At 41.2% G+C, this 18,258-nt stretch carries 17 protein-coding genes and 1 pseudogene; 9 read left to right on the top strand and 9 right to left on the bottom strand.

Features of this window, described 5'->3' with window-relative positions:
* The first annotated feature begins 36 nt into the window (after positions 1-36).
* The 3 genes from ACFG4S_RS08625 to ACFG4S_RS08615 all read left to right on the top strand — a co-directional run bounded on the left by ACFG4S_RS08625 (position 37) and on the right by ACFG4S_RS08615 (position 2,782).
* Positions 37-1,167 (top strand): 3-oxoacyl-ACP synthase III family protein, encoded by a 1,131-nt coding sequence (locus tag ACFG4S_RS08625; protein WP_392534399.1) that lies wholly within the window; start codon positions 37-39, stop codon positions 1,165-1,167.
* Positions 1,168-1,336: 169 nt separating this feature from the next.
* Positions 1,337-1,846, top strand: coding sequence for a HugZ family protein (locus tag ACFG4S_RS08620; protein WP_392534398.1), 510 nt, complete (start codon positions 1,337-1,339; stop codon positions 1,844-1,846).
* 51 nt (positions 1,847-1,897) lie between these two features.
* Positions 1,898-2,782: an alpha/beta fold hydrolase gene (locus tag ACFG4S_RS08615; RefSeq protein WP_392534397.1), complete on the top strand. Its 885-nt coding sequence runs from the start codon at positions 1,898-1,900 to the stop codon at positions 2,780-2,782.
* Between the two features lie 298 nt (positions 2,783-3,080).
* Here ACFG4S_RS08615 and ACFG4S_RS08610 read toward each other — a convergent pair whose 3' ends face one another.
* Entirely contained in the window at positions 3,081-3,497 is a 417-nt protein-coding gene (locus ACFG4S_RS08610) for a hypothetical protein (RefSeq protein WP_392534396.1), read from the bottom strand.
* Positions 3,498-3,725: 228 nt separating this feature from the next.
* Between ACFG4S_RS08610 and ACFG4S_RS08605 the strand changes: the two genes are divergently transcribed.
* Together ACFG4S_RS08605 and ACFG4S_RS08600 are read left to right on the top strand one after the other, a co-directional pair.
* Positions 3,726-4,256, top strand: coding sequence for a PadR family transcriptional regulator (locus tag ACFG4S_RS08605; RefSeq protein WP_392534395.1), 531 nt, complete (start codon positions 3,726-3,728; stop codon positions 4,254-4,256).
* Positions 4,257-4,310: 54 nt separating this feature from the next.
* Positions 4,311-5,696: a carotenoid oxygenase family protein gene (locus tag ACFG4S_RS08600; protein WP_392534394.1), complete on the top strand. Its 1,386-nt coding sequence runs from the start codon at positions 4,311-4,313 to the stop codon at positions 5,694-5,696.
* Between the two features lie 262 nt (positions 5,697-5,958).
* Here ACFG4S_RS08600 and hemL read toward each other — a convergent pair whose 3' ends face one another.
* A complete protein-coding gene (gene hemL, locus ACFG4S_RS08595; protein ID WP_392534393.1) occupies positions 5,959-7,257 on the bottom strand; it encodes a glutamate-1-semialdehyde 2,1-aminomutase in 1,299 nt (432 codons plus the stop codon).
* 249 nt (positions 7,258-7,506) lie between these two features.
* Here hemL and hisIE point away from each other — a divergent pair, with 249 nt between their 5' ends.
* Positions 7,507-8,157, top strand: a complete 651-nt coding sequence (gene hisIE / locus ACFG4S_RS08590; RefSeq protein ID WP_392534392.1) for a bifunctional phosphoribosyl-AMP cyclohydrolase/phosphoribosyl-ATP diphosphatase HisIE — start codon at positions 7,507-7,509, stop codon at positions 8,155-8,157.
* A gap of 81 nt (positions 8,158-8,238) precedes the next feature.
* Here hisIE and ACFG4S_RS08585 read toward each other — a convergent pair whose 3' ends face one another.
* The gene (locus ACFG4S_RS08585; RefSeq protein WP_392534391.1) at positions 8,239-8,361 is read right to left on the bottom strand and encodes a hypothetical protein; all 123 of its coding nucleotides are present in this window, start codon (positions 8,359-8,361) and stop codon (positions 8,239-8,241) included.
* A 701-nt stretch (positions 8,362-9,062) separates the two neighbouring features.
* Between ACFG4S_RS08585 and ACFG4S_RS08580 the strand changes: the two genes are divergently transcribed.
* Complete coding sequence (locus ACFG4S_RS08580; protein WP_392534390.1) at positions 9,063-9,260, top strand: DUF2811 domain-containing protein; 198 nt, start codon at positions 9,063-9,065, stop codon at positions 9,258-9,260.
* Positions 9,261-10,031: 771 nt separating this feature from the next.
* Here ACFG4S_RS08580 and ACFG4S_RS08575 read toward each other — a convergent pair.
* Positions 10,032-10,751 carry a response regulator transcription factor gene (locus ACFG4S_RS08575; RefSeq protein WP_392534389.1) on the bottom strand — a complete coding sequence of 240 codons (720 nt, stop codon included), beginning with the start codon at positions 10,749-10,751 and terminating at the stop codon, positions 10,032-10,034.
* A gap of 705 nt (positions 10,752-11,456) precedes the next feature.
* Here ACFG4S_RS08575 and ACFG4S_RS08570 point away from each other — a divergent pair.
* Positions 11,457-12,083 carry a CPP1-like family protein gene (locus ACFG4S_RS08570; RefSeq protein WP_392534388.1) on the top strand — a complete coding sequence of 209 codons (627 nt, stop codon included), beginning with the start codon at positions 11,457-11,459 and terminating at the stop codon, positions 12,081-12,083.
* Positions 12,084-12,326: 243 nt separating this feature from the next.
* On the opposite strand, the gene ACFG4S_RS08565 is transcribed toward ACFG4S_RS08570, so the two are convergent.
* On the bottom strand, positions 12,327-13,046 hold the full coding sequence (locus ACFG4S_RS08565) for a response regulator transcription factor (RefSeq protein ID WP_392534387.1): 720 nt from the start codon (positions 13,044-13,046) through the stop codon (positions 12,327-12,329).
* 1,177 nt (positions 13,047-14,223) lie between these two features.
* Between ACFG4S_RS08565 and ACFG4S_RS08560 the strand changes: the two are divergent.
* Positions 14,224-14,670: pseudogene (locus ACFG4S_RS08560) on the top strand (rhodanese-like domain-containing protein); the annotation flags it as partial.
* A gap of 303 nt (positions 14,671-14,973) precedes the next feature.
* Here the strand turns inward: ACFG4S_RS08560 and ACFG4S_RS08555 are convergent.
* The 4 genes from ACFG4S_RS08555 to ACFG4S_RS08540 form a co-directional block, all read right to left on the bottom strand.
* Positions 14,974-15,603, bottom strand: coding sequence for a ribonuclease H-like domain-containing protein (locus ACFG4S_RS08555; RefSeq protein ID WP_392535942.1), 630 nt, complete (start codon positions 15,601-15,603; stop codon positions 14,974-14,976).
* An 89-nt stretch (positions 15,604-15,692) separates the two neighbouring features.
* A complete protein-coding gene (locus ACFG4S_RS08550) occupies positions 15,693-16,241 on the bottom strand; it encodes a CAP domain-containing protein (RefSeq protein ID WP_392534386.1) in 549 nt (182 codons plus the stop codon).
* A gap of 548 nt (positions 16,242-16,789) precedes the next feature.
* Complete coding sequence (locus tag ACFG4S_RS08545) at positions 16,790-17,077, bottom strand: hypothetical protein (protein WP_392534385.1); 288 nt, start codon at positions 17,075-17,077, stop codon at positions 16,790-16,792.
* Positions 17,078-17,092: 15 nt separating this feature from the next.
* Complete coding sequence (locus tag ACFG4S_RS08540) at positions 17,093-18,229, bottom strand: class I SAM-dependent methyltransferase (protein ID WP_392534384.1); 1,137 nt, start codon at positions 18,227-18,229, stop codon at positions 17,093-17,095.
* Positions 18,230-18,258 lie beyond the last annotated feature (29 nt).

Raw genomic sequence — 18,258 nt, 5'->3', positions numbered from 1 at the left:
CCCTCACTCCCCACTCAATTTTTCCGGAAATTTATTATGATATATCCACCAGTAGGAATTCGCTCAATTGCAGTCAATTTTCCTAGTGTTGTTCGCACTAATGATTATTGGCGAAATAATTATCCCGATTTAGTTGCAACAGCTGAGCAAAAAAGTCTATCAAAAGTATTTTCGCCTGGTAATTCTACTCCCAGTAATGAGTTTGAACTGGAAATGTCACCGTATCTCAAAGACCCTTTCCGTGGTACTGTTGAGCGCAGAATATTGGGTGTAGGTGAGTCATCGCTGACGCTAGAATATGGCGCAGCTAGGGACGCTTTGGCAGCGGCAAAGCTGTTTCCGGAAGAGGTAGATTTGATGATTGTTGCTTCACTTTGGCCGGAAAATATTCTACCTGGTAATGCGGCTTTCCTAGCTGCTCAACTCGGTCTGCGCGGTGCCGCTTGGAATCTTGATTCAACTTGTTCTAATGCTTTAGTTGCCCTGCAAAATGCTACTGCGTTGGTGCGAACTGGAGAGTATCGCAATGTGCTTGTGGTAGTTTCTTGCACTTACTCTCGCTTTACTGATGAAAATGATACGCTTTCATGGTTTTTCGGTGATGGTGCTGGAGCTTTTGTGGTTGGGGCACTCAAAGAAAATCAAGGAATTATTAGTACGAAAATTGTGAATACGTGTGCAACTTGTGACACGTTCTATAATGAGTTTACTGCGGATGCTGAGGGTAAGGTAAGGATGTTAATCCGAGCAGCCAAGCACACTAACAAAGTACTGAGCGATACTGCTGTAGATTATTTGCGTGAGTGCTGCTTGGGGGCGATCGCTACGGCTGGTGTTACTCTAGATGAAATTAAATTTTTTGCTTTTAATACACCCACTGCCTGGTATTCCCGCCTCTGTATCGAAGCACTCGGCATCCAGCAAGAACGAACCATCGACCTTTACCCTCAATATGCCAACATTGGGCCAATGCTCCCCATCGCTAATCTTTACCACGGCGCACAATTAGGCAAGATTCAGGAAAACGATTTGGTTCTTGTATACTCTATTGGTTCAGTGTCTAACGCTGCTGCAACTGTAATGCGCTGGGGCAATGTTGCTCTAGGTTCTGCGAGTAAGTCTAGAACCAGAGATAATCTAACTCAAGAACCTTGTTTAATAAGTTAAAGGATGTTTTACAACTATTTTTAGCATTTGAGCTAGGGGCAATTGATAAATTGCCCCTAGAACTTTGGGAATAGCTACAATTAAGGCAAATCTTTGGCATTCCACGCGTAATCCCTCAACCACGTTAGAATACAAAATTAATTGTTATTTATTAAATAGTAATTTACTTATGAGTGAACTGGAAAACATTCAAGCTGAGTACGAAAAGTTTCCTGAAAAATTTGAAAGTATAATCATTAGCACCGTTAGCGCCCAGGGAATACCCAATGCTAGCTATGCTCCTTTTGTGATGGATAATTCCAAAAATATCTACATTTACGTTAGTGGTCTTTCGACTCATACCAAAAATCTCTATGCCAATCCTCATATTAGTGTTTTGTTTATCGAGGATGAAATTAAGAGTAACCAAATTTTTGCCCGTAGCCGTTTAAGTTTTGATTGTACCGCAACTTTGATAGAGCGTGAAACAGATAAGTGGAATCAAATTGTTGAGCAATTTCAAGGGCGATTTGGTCAAATTATAGAGGTTTTGCGAGGCTTGGCTGACTTTCGGATTTTCCAGTTAACTCCTAATGAAGGTCGTTTTGTAGTGGGTTTTGGGGCAGCCTATAACATCAGCGGTGATAACCTCCATCAACTTGTTCAAATTACAGGAGATAGTAACCAAAAGCAAGATTAACAATTGAAAATTCAAAATTAATTTTTCCATTAAATTAACTTTTTTAATTTTATGCTTAAGTTTCAACCTCCTGGTTTTGGACATAAAGTCATCTATACATCCTTGGGAGCAATAGTTTACTATACCCAAACTAATGCACCTTGGGCTATCGCTGATACTAAAAATTTACCCCCACTTTTGTTTCTACATAACTTTGGTGGTGGTGCATCTGCATATGAATGGTCTAAAGTTTATCCAGCTTTTGCCTCGAATTACCAAATTTTAGCCCCCGATTTAATCGGTTGGGGAGAATCGGCTCATCCAGTTCGGGATTATCAAATTAGGGATTATCTCACCACGATCGCCGAGTTTATCATTCAAACTTGTCAACAGCCAGTGACAGTAGTCGCGTCGTCCCTGACAGCGGCTTTTGTTATTCGCTTAGCCATTAACCAACCCAATCTATTCCAAAGATTATTTTTGGTGTCTCCTTCTGGATTTGATGACTATGGACAAGGTGCTGGACGTAGACTTCCACTTTCGGTAATTAATACGCCTCTGTTAGACGATTTTATTTATATTCTTGGTGCTAAAAATGAAATTGCCGTCCGAAACTTTTTACAAGGTTTTCTCTTCGCCAAATCACAACGAGTATCCCAAGAAATGGTTGAGGCTTATTTAACTTCTGCACAACAACCCAATGCCAAGTTTGCCGCTTTAGCTTTTTTGCGAGGTGACCTTTATTTTGACTTGAGTTTATATATTCAACAACTAACGACTCCCACAGTGATTTTTTGGGGAGAAAAGGCACAATTTACTAACATTAAATTAGGACAACGCTTGGCAAATTCAAACAAAAATGCGATTCAACATTTTCAGGCGATCGCAGATGCAGGAATATTACCTCATTTGGAAGTACCAGAAATTATCATTGGTCTATTACAGCGATATCTTTAGGAACCATTGGATTTTAGATTTTAGATTTTTCTTGAATCCAAAATCCAAAATGGTATTCCTTGTAAACTTTATGCTTCAACGGGTCGCGCCAGGATTCTCCGACTTGGGCGGAGCAACTCGCAAAGGAATGGGGATTAGGGACTGGGACTAGGGACTGGGAACTAGGAAGAGTTTTCTTCTCTACGAGAGAGACGCTGCACGAACAAAACAAGGTTTAGGTCTGAATCCATTACCCAAATTTTCCCAGTCCCCAGTCCCCAGTCCCCAATCCCTTTTTCAATTACTGCATACCCTTAAATTACTGGACATTAGACATGAGAAGCTTTGATATCTCCGCATGTGCCAATACAGCACCAGGTTCGCTCTGAAGCGCATTATAATACTTTCTTTCAAAGGTATTACCTGTCTCTAACGGCACGATTAAAGTGCGGACATCGGTAATCAACTTTTCCAAATCATCCAGCGATATTGGCTCATCTGATGTGAGCATTTCATCGATTTGCACAACAATCTCAGAAATCCGATGTAGCCAAGCAAATTGCTCATGAGCAATCACAAGTTGCAGTAATTCTCCACTGGATACCCGTCCGCTAACTTGTTCGTAGGCGATACGTTCTGTTTCCAGCAACATCTTGTGAAGGTATAGTAATTTGTTTCGTAAATCACGCAGATATTGATGTTGACGTATTCGTTGTAAAAGTGTGTTAGAAGTCAATTTTCCCCATCCTCTCGTTACGATAGTCTTCAATAGCTTAAATAATTTCTGCTTTGGTATATATCAACCTCAGTTAACATATCGGTTTCTTGACGACGCACTACAATTAACATATCTTTTTATAGTAGTTACGTCTTATATTTGATTAATCATATAATAGCATAAAATTATAGCAAGTACATAGATAGAAGCTGTCAAGCAAACATCAATTATGGAAAAATCGTCTTCATGTCCCTAGCACATGTAATCCTGGGTCTTCTTCAGCAGCAAGAAATGACGGGTTACGATCTCAAAACTAGCTGCTTTGATCGATGTATTGCCCATTTGTGGCCAGCCGACCAGGCACAAATTTATAGAACCCTCGATAAGCTAGTTGAGCAAGGCTATATTACCTGTACGATTCAGATTCAGCACGATCGCCCCAATCGAAAAGTTTACACTGTAACCGAGCCAGGAAAAGCCGAATTAGTTCAATGGCTTGGTACTCACCAGCCCTTACCGACTGTACGAGAACCAATGCTTGTTCAGTTGCATTTTGCAGATCAATTGCCCAATGAAAGCATTATTCATTTGCTAGAGCAGCAATTGGCAGCTCGAAACGAAAAGCTTACCGAATGTGAAACCATTGATTTACCACCCCTGGGTGATGAGTCGGCTAACCGCGAGCAGGTAATGCAAAGGCTCGTGCTGGAGTTGGTAATTCGGAGAGAACAGATTTATATTGATTGGTTGAAGACGGTAATTAATGTGATTAGTTAGGAAAACCCACATTCATCACATTACCAAATTCTCTAACTCTCATAAATCAAAATAATGGTAACAATAGCAGCAGTCAATCCGTATCTTGATGGCAATTTTGCTCCAATTCATCAAGAAATCACCACCGACAAATTGTCAGTCATTGGTGAATTACCCCCTGACTTATCGGGGATGTTTGTGCGGAATGGACCTAACCCTCAATGGACACCCATCGGTCAATATCACTGGTTTGACGGCGATGGGATGTTGCATGGTGTGCGAATTAGCAACGGCGTAGCTACTTATCGTAACCGCTACGTCCAGACAGCCGGATGGAAAAAGGAACGAGAAGCGGGTAAAGCTATTTGGACGGGGTTGTTAGAACCACCGCAAATGGATAATCTTCACAGTGCTTACAAAAATACTGGCAACACTGCCTTAGTGTGGCACGCTGGTCAGATGTTGGCGCTGAATGAGGGAGGTAATCCTCATGCTATCAAGCTTCCTGAATTAGATACTATTGGCGAGTATACCTACAATGGCAAACTAGTTTCTGCCTTCACAGCCCATCCCAAGGTAGACCCGGTTACAGGGGAAATGATCTTCTTTGGCTACTCTTTCTTCGCGCCACCGTACCTGCAATATAGTGTGGTTTCAGCAGAAGGCAAACTATTGTGGACAGTGCCAATTGATTTGCCAATGGGGGTGATGATGCATGACTTCGCCATCACTGAAAAATACACTATTTTTATGGATTTGCCGTTGACTATCAATCCAGAAAGAGCGCAACGGGGAGAACCAGTAATGATGTTTGAGCGCGATCGCCCCAGTCGCTTTGGTATTTTACCACGTCACGGAGACAACAGTAATATTCGCTGGTTTGAAAGTCCCCCTTGCTACGTCTTCCATACCCTCAACGCCTATGAAGAAGGAGACGAAGTAGTGCTGATTGCTTGTCGTATGACTTCTACCAGTGTTTTGAGTTCAGATGATTCGCAACCCGACCCACAAGGAAATATTCCCCGTCTGCATCGCTGGCGATTTAACCTCAGCACTGGGACAGTGCGCGAAGAAATGTTGGATGATGTACCTTCAGAATTTCCTCGCGTCAACGAAAACCTATTGGGGCGACAAAACCGATATGGCTACACTAACAAAGCAGCAAACAGTCCCCTACCTTTATTTGAAGGCATCATCAAATACGACTTCAGCAGTGGAAAGTCTGAAACTCATCAATTTGGACAAGGACGCTATGGCGGTGAAGCCGTTTTTGCGCCCCGTCCTGGTGCAACCGCTGAGGATGATGGTTGGCTGATGACTTTCGTCCACGATGAGGGTTCAGATATTTCCGAATTGGTAGTAGTAAATGCCCAAGATGTAGCGGCTGAACCTCTAGCGCGGGTGATAATTCCCCAGCGAGTGCCTTATGGGTTTCATGGTGCCTGGGTTGCAGAGAAATAAACTAATCCGCCTTGAAGTTGCATAATCCTTAGCCTCACAAAGACGCAAAGACGCGGAGAGTGGGAGACGCAAAGACGCGGGGATGCAATTTGAATGATTATTAGCTTGTTCAAGAATTTCGCTTAGATACTTTTTTATCTAGAAATTCCTTAACAGCTGATATTTATGTCCGCCTAATCACCGATCAAAAAAATTCCCCGTGTCTACGCGTCCCCGTCTCCCCGCGTCAGTCTAAATGATAAGTATTCAATCGGACATAATATTACAGGCTCGACATTACATCCCGTGCAACTGCCAAAGTCTGGTCAATATCTTCTTCGGTGTGAGCCAAAGACGTAAACCCAGCTTCAAACTGAGAAGGTGCTAAGTAAATACCGCGTTCTAACATACCCCGATGGAAGCGTCCGAATTTGGCTGTATCAGACTTTTTCGCATCTTCATAGTTGTGAACTGGACCAGAGGTAAAAAATAAGCCGAACATGGCGCTAATTTGACCACCGCAAACGGCATGACCAGTTTCTTTAGCTACTTTTAGCAAACCATCTCCTAGCTTCTTCGTAATCCGGTCAAGATACTCGTAAGTACCGGGCTTTTGCAATAATTCCAAAGTCTTAATACCAGCAGTCATCGCCAGAGGATTACCTGAAAGAGTCCCTGCTTGATATACCGGACCAGCGGGGGCAACCAATGACATGATATCCCGACGACCGCCATAGGCTCCTACTGGCAAACCACCACCAATAACCTTGCCCAAAGTCGTTAAATCGGGAGTGACACCAAATTTTTCCTGAGCGCCACCGTAAGCAATGCGGAAGCCGGTCATCACTTCGTCAAACACCAATAATGCTCCATGCTCCTGGGTAAGTTCCCGTAATCCTTCTAAGAAACCAGCATCAGGCGCAATAAATCCAGCATTGCCAACAACTGGCTCCAGAATGACACCAGCAATCTCGTCGCGGTTTTCTTCAAATAAGGCTTTGACGGCTTCTAGGTCATTGTAAGGAGCCGTTAGAGTGCCGCTAGTTGCCGATTTAGGAACTCCTGGCGAGTCTGGCAAACCAAGTGTAGCCACACCAGAACCCGCCTTCACTAAAAATGAATCAGCGTGTCCGTGGTAGCAGCCTTCAAACTTGATGATTTTGTCTCGGTTGGTGAAAGCCCGCATCACCCGCAAAACTCCCATACAGGCTTCGGTTCCAGAGTTAACAAATCTTACCATTTCGATGCTAGGAACCGCATCGATGACCATTTCTGCCAACACATTTTCTAGTGCTGAAGGGGCACCGAAACTGGTACCTTTTTCCAAAGCTTCATGCAACGCGGCGATGACTTCCGGATGAGCATGACCGCAAATGGCTGGTCCCCAGGTGCCTACATAGTCAATGTATTGGTTGCCATCTACATCCCAAATATACGCATCTTTAACGCGATCGAAAACGATGGGTTGTCCGCCTACAGATTTAAAAGCACGAACTGGAGAACTGACTCCTCCTGGCATGAGGTTTTGAGCGGCGGCAAAGATTTCTTGTGATTTTGTTGTTTTAATTGTGGTATTTACCAAAGTTCTCTCCTAACAGTGGGCAATAAAAAGCTCTATCTTAGAATAGGGTCAAAAGCTGCTTAGAATTTCTATCGTATAAAATTAGATCGACCAAAAAAATAACAATATGTTATGAAGGTCCAATATGGAAGGGAATGCTTTTGTTTAGAAGTAGATAAAATAGTTCGATTTCAAAAAATATGCTAGCTACCCTATTGAGAATGGTATCGTGAATCCATGAATCATTCTCATTAAAGCAGATTAGCTGGTATGTATTCTAACGATTCGCATTCACTGCATTACTCCATCCCTATCAAGGAAATTCGCTACGATGAACGAGGTCTAGTGCCTGCAATTGTCCAAGACTATTTGGATGGTACTGTCCTAATGATGGCGTGGATGAATCAGGAGTCGTTACAAAAGACTTTAGAAACTCAAGAAACTTGGTTTTGGAGTCGTTCTCGTCAAGAGTTATGGCACAAGGGGGCGACTTCTGGGCATATTCAAAAAGTGCAGAGTATCCGTTATGACTGTGATAGTGATGCCTTGCTCATTGGGGTAGAGCAATTAGGAGATGTTGCTTGCCACACAGGAGAACGGAGTTGCTTTCATCAAACAGATGGGAAAATAGTACCTCCACCAGGGGATACATTGTCACAATTGTTTCAAATAATCTGCGATCGCCGCGATCGTCCGATTGAAAGTTCTTATACCTGCAAATTATTAGCAGATGGCGATAACAAAATTTTGAAAAAGATCGGTGAGGAAACCGCTGAGGTGATAATGGCGTTTAAAGATGATGAAGCAGAGGCGATCGCTGGTGAAGTGGCTGATTTGCTATATCATACTTTGGTTGCCCTAGCTCACCATCAAGTTGATTTAAAGTCGGTGTATCGTAAGCTCCAAGAACGTCGCCGATAGGAGGAAAAAATAAGTCAGGCGGCATAGCTAAGCTACCTTACTTAGAACCAAAAGATCGGCTATGGGAAACAATCACAACCGTCAATATTCCCAATGTTTTTCAACTAAAACCACAGGGTTGCTGTGTGTCTCAGAATCGCCTTGGCTAGCAACAAAGTTTGGCGGTGTTCCCAGTTCCCCAGAATCACCCAAATAAACACCCACAATCTGCCCTAGAATGCCGGAAATTGAGGCATACCCAAGGCTATGCAGAAGGAGGTTATAGATAAACCAACTTCATTCACAAAAAAGATCGGCACGTAAAACAGGGTAAAGCTAGTACCAACTTCCAAGAGAAATCTACGTAATCGCCAAAATCCATACCTGGCGATGTGTTGAGGGTAACCACAAGGAAAACTGGGATTGCGAAGCTAATTTCATCAGTTCAAATATCAACAAAACATGACATTTTTGTAATTCTTATCATTGGTTGCAATTTTCCTCACTAATTCCACAGGGTTTCCACAGAGATTTTTCAAGTTTTCCACAGGTGAACTACGAGCTAATAGGCTGTTGCCGTTTTACTGGGGATTGTTAATTAACAGTGGCAAGAAACTTCTGGGACTGAGTTTTTGTAAAGTAAAGTAACAAAAAGTTGGCTAGAAAACTGATTATTTCGTTCGTATTTATTTTTTATACCACCGTTTTTTACATTTCGCAGCATTGACAAACCTACCCCCTCTTGGCGCACAATGATGCGGCTTGCTTTTGTAATCCGTTAACCGTTGACATCAAATGTGTAAAATATATTACCTAAGATGTTGGCGTAGATTATCGGGCTGCCAAAAGAGCGTGTGAGGTAGCTTTAGGCTGCTTTACCGCAAGCGACTTGTCCCTTTTGATTGTCCTCATAGGAGGAAAATCTCATGAAAGCAACGGTTAGCATCTTTACAGAAATTCCCGAAACGCTCCACGAATCCTTAAAAAACTACTTAGAAACGCATCCTGATTGGGATGAAAACAGAGTATTAACGGCGGCGCTATCATTGTTTCTACTTCAAAATGGAGATAGCGATCGCCGTGCTGCCCGAGTTTATCTAGAAACTTTGTTTCACCACTCATAAGTAGAAATACCCTGCATCGATTCACAAACAACAGCTAATCTACTAGACACCCCATAGGTACTGGTATGAAGCGCTTTATTGTGGCATATGCCCTAATGTGGGCACGGTAAATCGTGCCCCATGCCCCATCAATAGCATTGATTGCGACCCAAGGCGATCGTCTAGGATCAGACTATAGAGCAGTTTTATTTTGCGTGAAGTACAAAGTTACGTGTTTTGATGCAGGATAGCGCAGCTGTAGCGAGTCTGCGTTCACTTTTAGCGTCTCGTAAAAAGCGTCAGCAGGAGTTAGAAACTCTTTTCTTTATTATGATTTTGAGTTTTGCATTTTTTACCTCACTTACGTACAAAGTACTCGAGCAAAGAAACTCAGGAGATTAATTTCTTATATCCCTAAAATTATCTGGTAATAGCCAAAAATTTAGAATTGAAGCAAAACTTGACTATTTTAGCTGAGCGTTGGTTAATTCTTTAGGACTTACGGAGTGTCACATATCTTTTTTGTCATGGACTTTTGACAACGGCGACAAAAAAATATGACACTTACGTAAGTCTTAGTTGTATCTACGGCTTCTCTTCGTGATGTAAATGCAAAACACGTAGGGTAGCACAGTTAGCTGTGCTACCCTACGAACGTTAAACGAGTTTGCTCAAGTATCTTTACCCTGTAGCAAGTTCCTCCCGATGGCTGTGAAACCGAAATAAATTTCATCCAAAATCTATAATCCAAAATTGTTTCGGTCAAAAGTTAAAAAATTTTAGAGTATAAACTCAGGACTTGGCTTCCAATTGCTGGGAGTGAGCAGGAGATTCAAATTTATACCCTACACCGCGTACAGTTTGAATTAATGCTGGCTGACTAGCATCAATTTCAATCTTCTTCCGAATTTGACCTATATGTACATCTACAACTCGCTGATCGCCCACATATTCATAGTCCCAGACCTCTTGAATTAGTTCTGCACGCCGCCAAACTCGACCTGGATGACTGGCTAAAAAATGCAACAAGTCAAATTCCAGAGCAGTTAAGGGTATTGGTTGGTTATTAAATGCCACCTCCCGTCGCACTGGATCGATCATCAGCTTTTCAAATACTAAGCGTTTTTGCTCAGCAGTAGTTATGACTCTCTGACGTCTCAAAATCGCTCCCACTCTGACTTCTAGCTCTCCCAGCCCAAAAGGCTTAGTGAGATAGTCATCAGCGCCTTTAGAAAAGCCGCGAATTTTGTCAGCTTCGTCAGCACGGCTAGTCAGCATCAAAACAAAAACACCATTACGACTTTGCATCTCTTGGCAGAGGTTAAACCCAATTACATCTGGTAAATTCACATCTAGAATCACCAAATCAGGGTTAAATTGCTCAAATAGAGTTAAGGCTGTCTTTCCATCTTCGGCAGCCTCCACCTGATAGTTCTGCTTCATCAAGAAGCGTTGGATTAGATTCCGAACCGCAGGGTCGTCGTCAACTACAAGAATCTTGGCAGGAGCCATGACCATCACTTTGCACAAAAATTCGTAAGATTAACAGAAAAGTTACGTAAAAACACAGTTTCCACTTTGGGACTAATGTTAAGAATCTACATAGCTACGGCATGAAAATCCTGATAATTCAAATATTTAATACTGTAATCAGGATTGTGGGAGATGAGAACGGGAAACTTCTGTTGGCCAGTAGCTTAGCCCTGCATGGAGTGCAGGTCTTGTAACTGTCAATTTTATGTCTACCAAACAAACGTTCTGACCTTAACCGGAGCAATTTGTAGGACTGGAGTACTTTTTTATCCCAGTTAGGTGGTAATTTAAAACGTTTCAATTTTAATAAATCGAGACGCAAAGCTACACCACAAGCGATCATTAGTATAATTAAAAAAACTCTTTTAGGGCACAGTAAGTTGCCAAATCTGAAACAGTAAAGTTAATTTTTTCATAAAAAGCATCTGTTTTAGGTACTATCAGTTCAAATTCTAGATTAGAGCCAGAACTAAGCAACGACATGAGGGTATACACGGAGTTATGGTGATATGTTAAAGTGACTATAGTCTAAAATGTCAAAGTCAATCAAACTAAACCCGTGCTACTATCCTGGTAGAGCATAGACTATAGATCGAAACCAATGTTTCGATCCATATTAAAGCTAAAACTGTTTTTTCTTCGACAAAAGACTGCCGCTGACTGAGGCTGAAGTAACAAACTCCCATGAGCGATCAAAATCCCTACGAAAAACTTGGGGTATCAGAAGAGGCTACCTTCGATGAAATTCAGGATGCTCGTAATCGCCTATTTGAGCAGTATAGTGGCGACTCAAAGCATCTAGAAGTCATTGAAGCTGCTTACGATGCGATTTTAATGGATCGCTTACGGATGCGCCAGGAAGGTAAAATCAAAGTCCCTGAACGTATCCGTTTTCCAGAGTTGCGAGTACAATTGCCTCCCAAAGAAACTCAAACCCCTCGCGAAAAATCACCTGCGTGGCTGCAACGAATACTCGATCGGCCAACTCCTACTGATATTCTCTTACCAGGAGCTTGGTATCTTGGTTTGAGTGCTATTAGTCTGTTTTACCCAGAAGGAGGTACTCAGATTTTACAATTAGCCTTGGTGGTTGGGGTAAGTATCGGTATTTACTTTCTCAATCGCAAAGAAGGCAAATTTGGCCGGGCAGTTTTATTCACCCTAGTCAGTTTGATAATTGGTTTAATTGCCGGAGGTCTCATTGCTAGCTGGGTGTTACCACAAATACCATTCATAACTCTGGGATCGAATCAGTTCTCTACGGTACTAACTTTTATTTTGTTGTGGTTGGTTAGTAGCTTTCTACGCTAGATTCCAGTTTTAAGTAAGGCTGGCCGAAGAAGACGTAGTTGCTTATGTATTTAGGGTAGTAGGTAAAATTGGTAACCAGTTAGCATCAAATTACTTATTACCCAGTATTAAGCCGATAAGCTTTTAAATTAAATTTGTAAAACTATTTTGTGGTGGTGTCACGGTCAGTTTGTAAGTGATAACACTAGTTTTAATTCATGGAATATATTCTTTATTATCAACTACTTTGGAAATTGGTAAATTTTATGAATTAGTATTTTCTTCAGATACTTCAAACTTGTAACCATAGCCGCGCACAGTTTTAATAAACTCTGGTACACTTGCATCTATTTCCATCTTCTTGCGAAGCTGACCAATATGCACATCAACGACTCGTCCATCTCCTACGTAGTCACAACCCCAAATTTTTTGGATTAGTTGTGGACGACTCCAAGCCTGACCAGGATGGCTTGCCAAAAAATGTAAAATATTAAATTCTAGGGCTGTTAAGGTGAGAGGTTTATCATTAAGTGTTACCTCCCGACCTTCTGGATTAATTACTAACTGCTTGAAGACGATACGTTGTGTTGGAGAGGGGTTAATGTAGCGTATCCGCCTCAAAAGCGCTTCTACTCTAAGTTCGACTTCTGCAAGACTAAACGGTTTAGTCATAAAATCATCAGCACCTGCGCCTAAGATTTTAATTTTATCAGCCTCATCAGTCCTACTAGTCAGTATCATCACTAAAACATTAGTACGACTCTGCATTTCTTGGCAGAGACTATAGCCGTTAACATCTGGTAAATTCCAATCCAAAATCACTAAGGTCGGGTTGAATTGCTCAAACAAGGATAAAGCAGTCTTACCATCTGCTGCTGATTCTATTTGATATTTCCGACTTAAAAAGCGGTAGACGAGATTCCGGACGCCGAAATCGTCATCGACTATGAGAATTTTCGGAGTAGTATCGGGAGCCATAATCATAATAATGCTACCTTGCTGCCTATTGTTGATTGGGCAATTGGCTGTTGCGCCAGTTTTGCTTTACGTATTTGTGTTGAGAGTGTATTCACGCTTACCTGTGATGATTACAATCGCTCAATCGCTAATGTAGTACTTGTTTACAATAAATTTTCCATGAAGTTACTAAAAACTTCAGCCATCGTAATGCTTATTAATTGTATGAGTATTGTTTGAATTTGGTATAATTTTGATTTTTTATAGTATAAATTTAAACTTACACACTTAAAGATGCCACTAAAGATCATTTCCATCACCACAAATTGCTGAGAGAAAAACCAGAGGAAACTGCGATCGCTACAACTTGATAAAGGAAGACACTACCCGAACAATTAGGTTTCTATAAAGACTTACAAAGCGAGTCGGTAATCTATATTCTAAACACTTACTCAACTTGGCTCTTACTAAGATGTATGTCCTCCTCAAAAAGACCTATGAAAATTTACTTGACGTGCATTTACATGTAGTTATCCTCTTAAGCATATACTATACTACAAGTCTGAGTTTGAGACCATAAGCAGATTAACAATTAAAAATTCCAAATTCTTGCTACAACCAGGGTGTCTACGACACCCTGGTTGTAGCAAGATCCCGCAGTTTAACTGGCGCCAGATGTAATGGTTGGGGTCTTAAACCTTTTTATTTAAAATAATTACTAATTTGTAGTAATGCTCATATCCCTGGTATTCAGCAAGCTACTTGCAGCTTATTACTTTCCCAACTTGCTAAGGTAATTTTTAATTAATTGTACAAAACAACTCTATTGAGCGATAAAGATAGAAAAATCTACTAATTAATATTTCACGATCGACTGGATTGATGGATAAATTGTAATGATGAATTGCTATGATCGAACAACGTTAAAAAGGAACATAAAAAAGCAATTTAGGAAACATTATTATTAGCGATCGCCGATATTAAAAAGGTAGATAATTTGTCAGAATAGTTAAATATTAGAGACAATATTTGTATCTTCCCATAGTCCGATCTTGCTTTATTTGCAATTGATTAATTGGTAGAAATTCTAAAAAATAACCAGTATATCTGAGGAGAGACATTGAAGATATTCATCCCAGAGAAGGAGCAATTAAAGAAGTGTTGTTCGTTAAATTGCTATTAATATCGTCAGCAAGGAATAGTTATGAACAACAATTTAGTAGGCGGCATCATTCCCCCACAGCCACCAATAGAAGCACAATCTGATGCTCACACACTGAAATCTCGTTTGGAATGGGGTGAACCAGCTTTTACAATACTGGATGTGCGCGATCGCAATACCTACAATCAAGGTCACATTATGGGATCGATGCCTATGCCAATAGATGAATTGGTAGAGCGTGCAGGAGCTTCCCTGGATAAGAGCCGTGATATTTATGTTTACGGTGCCAGTGAAGAAGAGACTGCCCAAGCTGCCCAACAACTTCGTTCTAGTGGGTTTGAGCATGTTTCTCAACTCATAGGTGGTCTTGCTGCATGGAAGGCGATCGGCGGTCCAACAGAAGGGATTATTGAATCAAAGACTCCCCCAGGAGCAGATGAGTACAATGTGGTAGCTCGGCTACAAAGTCATGCAGAACATCAGGCAAAGGGAGGTAGTAATGCCGCAGAAAGTATTAAAAAGGGAGTTAGTAACCTGAAGGAAGGAATTCAAGAAGGAGCTAGTAACCTGAAAGAAGGAGCCAGTAACTTGAAGGAAGGTATTCAAGAGAAAGCTAGTGACCTTAAAGAAGGCATTGAATCTAGAAATTCTACAGAGCGAGATGATTCTAATGTTGGATCTTAGGGAAAAAATGAGTTAGAAAATTAGCAACATACCTATTAGTCATTAGTCATTAGCCATTAGTTATAAACGATGGACTAATAGGCTAATGGCTTTGCTTTTTGAGAATAATTAATGTTCAAACAAATCTTTAAATTGCAACAAATCTAAAGAAACAATTGTGGGTAAAAATTTAAAACATTCTTGAGCAACTTCCCAACGTTCTTCTCGTTTGAGCATTTCTGTGAGTTTTTGCTGGACACTCAGTAAATAGCGCACATCATTGGCGGCGTAACTCAGTTGAGCTTCAGATAAATTAGCAGCGTTACCCCAATCAGAACTTTGAACGCTTTTATCGAGTTCTACTTGTTCTAACTCTTGCACGACATCTTTAAGTCCGTGACGATTTGTGTAAGTACGCGCTAACTTGCTAGCAATTTTGGTGCAAAAAACAGGCTGAACTTGAATTCCCAAATAAGCTCGTAAAGTAGCAAGGTCAAAACGAGCAAAGTGAAACACTTTCACAACATTCGCTGCTTCCAAGAGTTTTTTTAAGTTTGGGGCGTCAGCTTGTCCTTTAGCTATGCGGATTACCGTTACTTTTCCTTCGAGGTTGCACAATTGGACGAGACACAAGCGATCGCGCTGTGGCAATAATCCCATTGTTTCTGTATCCACAGCGATCGCAGTCGATTCTAAATATTCTCCAAGGGCTGCGTCGCTGAGATCGCGATCGCTCACCTGAAAATCTGGTAATGTCATCAAATGTTCAAAAATAATAGCAGTGTCTAGCAAATAAAAGTCTTGTCAGACACTACATTATTATTGTGCAAAAATATCAAAAATTAAATCTACCTAGTGCGAAAAAACAATTGTGTCAGGTAGACTTCCCCTTGATTATTAGTAGCAACGCCAATTCCTGTGAGGTTGTAATTTCCTTTAATATTCTTTAGATGTCCCGGACTGTTAATCCAACCAGTAACAGCTTCCTCCACAGGGTTGCTATATCCTCGGTTAAAAGCGACATTTTCCGCCGCACTGTTGTAGCGAATAGGTATAGCTTTGACTCGCCCCTCAAATCCCTGGTGGCTAAATGGGGTTTTACCTTTAGCCATATTTTGACTATGAATTCTTGCTTGTCGTGTGATATTCGCATTTAGGGTCAACTTTGGCAACCCTTTAGAAGCTCGATATCGATTAATTTCCTCAAAAACAGATTTTTCTAGCTCCGTAGATTTAAAAGTAGGAGTCGAGATTGCAGCCTGACTGGAAAAAAGCGACAACAGCTTATTACGGGTGGATGTATTTGTAGAATTTTGCCCTGGTATCGGAACAGTTGTTAATCCACTAGCAAGGACAAGCGCACTTAAAGCGATGCCAAAAGCAGTTTGTCGGAACATGGAGAATTGCGTAATGTGTAGAGATATAAGACTTATACTCTACCTCATAGTTCCTAAAATATATAAGAGAATACTATTAAGGATTGATGAATTTCGGCAATTTGACCATACCCTTTACAAGACATACAAACAATCACTTCCAATTGTCAATACTCTCATCGGTCACTTTCCCAAAATTATCTTTACTTTTGCTGAAAATTTATAATTTTCATCAATTACTAAACAAGAATGTAGTATTCAGTACAGATATAGAGAAACCAATTTCATCTGAAGAACTTACTTGACTTAGATGGCTCTTTTAGTTGTACCTAACTTCGCAAAAATCAAATATGAGTTCCAATACGGTTCGGATCAGAATTTTTCCCTTTCCTTGTCGTCTGGGGAAAAGGGAAGAAGTAAAGGGTAAAGGATGTACATTTCTTTGTTCTCTCGGTAGGTTGTGGCAGGCCGCTTTGCGTCTACGTTAAAAAAATTGACTTTGACAAAGGATTTTAGCCTTAACTGAACCGTATTGGGTAAAAATTCACTACTCTTTTGGGTAATTTAAATTAATCTTGACTGAAGGTTTGTGACTCTTCCTGGACTACGCGCAAAACCCGCGCAATATATTCCGCACGCCACTTTTGTCGCTCTTGAATTACTTTCTCATCAGGGTCATAACCTTCAATATCAGTAACCGATAGAATACCTTTAGCTTCTAGCAACTGTTCAATGGTGTCTAGGCGTTCACGCAGTACGGATACTTCACCAGTTAAAGCCATGACGATCGCCAATAATTTATCGATTTGCGGATTCTCTAAGTAAACTGGTCGTTTACCCTTGGCTATTTTTGCCATCCTCACTTCCTTTGCTTACTTAGTTGCAGCAACTACAAACCAAGTGCCTTGGCTGTTGGAGTTGCTATTTTGAGCTTTCCATGCTCCATTTGGAACAAATTTCTCAAATGTTTTATCTGCTGCAAAACCAGCCTCTATAGCTAGCGCCACCAAATCGAGATCGCGTACAGCACTCCAGAAGGGTTCGTTGTTGTTAGCAGTTTCCCAATCAAAAACAAACTGTGTATAGGCATCCATATGATGATACAAGCGTGCTTCCAAATGCAGCATCATCCCGCCAGGAGCCAGCAGACGATAAGACTCTTGCATCACTTTACGGACAACTGGCGGGGGAATTTCATGCAGCAAAATATGAGAAACCACTAAATCAAAAGATTCATCTGGAAAGTTAGTGTGTTCGGCATTTTGCTGAGAGAAATGTACCCGTTTACCCAAGGATTCGGCTCTTGCATGAGCATAACGCAGCATAGGTGCGGCTACATCTATGGCATGGACTTCTGCATCTGGGTAAGCATCTACATAAGGTAATGTGCTATTGCCAATAGAACATCCCATATCAAGAATTTTTCTCGCTTGAAAGTCGGGATACTCTGGTAAGAGGTAGTTTTTGACTATAGATAACCCCATATCATCGTTAAGTGGTCCTAACCAACCAACACCATAAACATAACTGCCGCGATCGTAAGTTGCTCCGGCGGCTACATCATCAGCAGTAAATTCACTGTGATATCCTCCAGGCATACAGTGAATGTCTACAGCCTTTTGATGAATAGGTATGGGAAGATTTGGATCGAGGGTTAAAATACCCAGTTCATTACCCTTATTTTTGGCACGTTCAATCAAATCTGGCAGTTGTCTATCAACGCTGGTATTTACAGCATCCCATAACATTTCCTGGCTGATCCGCTTCAGAAGACCCATCCAGAGATATTGGGGTTGATGCTGCATTACTTCCCGAATTTCATAGCGATTCTCGGGAGAACGTTGATGTTCTTGTTCAAACTTGGGCTTTGCTAGTTTTTCATAAATTACTTTATTTTGAGGAGAGAGATTCCTGAAAATATGCATTTTTAGAGTTTGGACAAAGTTTTGGCGTGCCAACTCATCATGAGTGGCTTGCGGCAGCATAGCGTGTTGGAGTTGTCGATCCATTGTTGCTTTCTCCCCAATATTTAACGTCT

This window comes from Nostoc sp. C117 (assembly GCF_043099735.1).
In the GTDB taxonomy this organism is placed as follows: Bacteria; Cyanobacteriota; Cyanobacteriia; order Cyanobacteriales; family Nostocaceae; genus Nostoc.
Note: the sequence above shows the minus strand (reverse complement) of the source record. Positions and strands in the feature narration are given on the sequence as shown.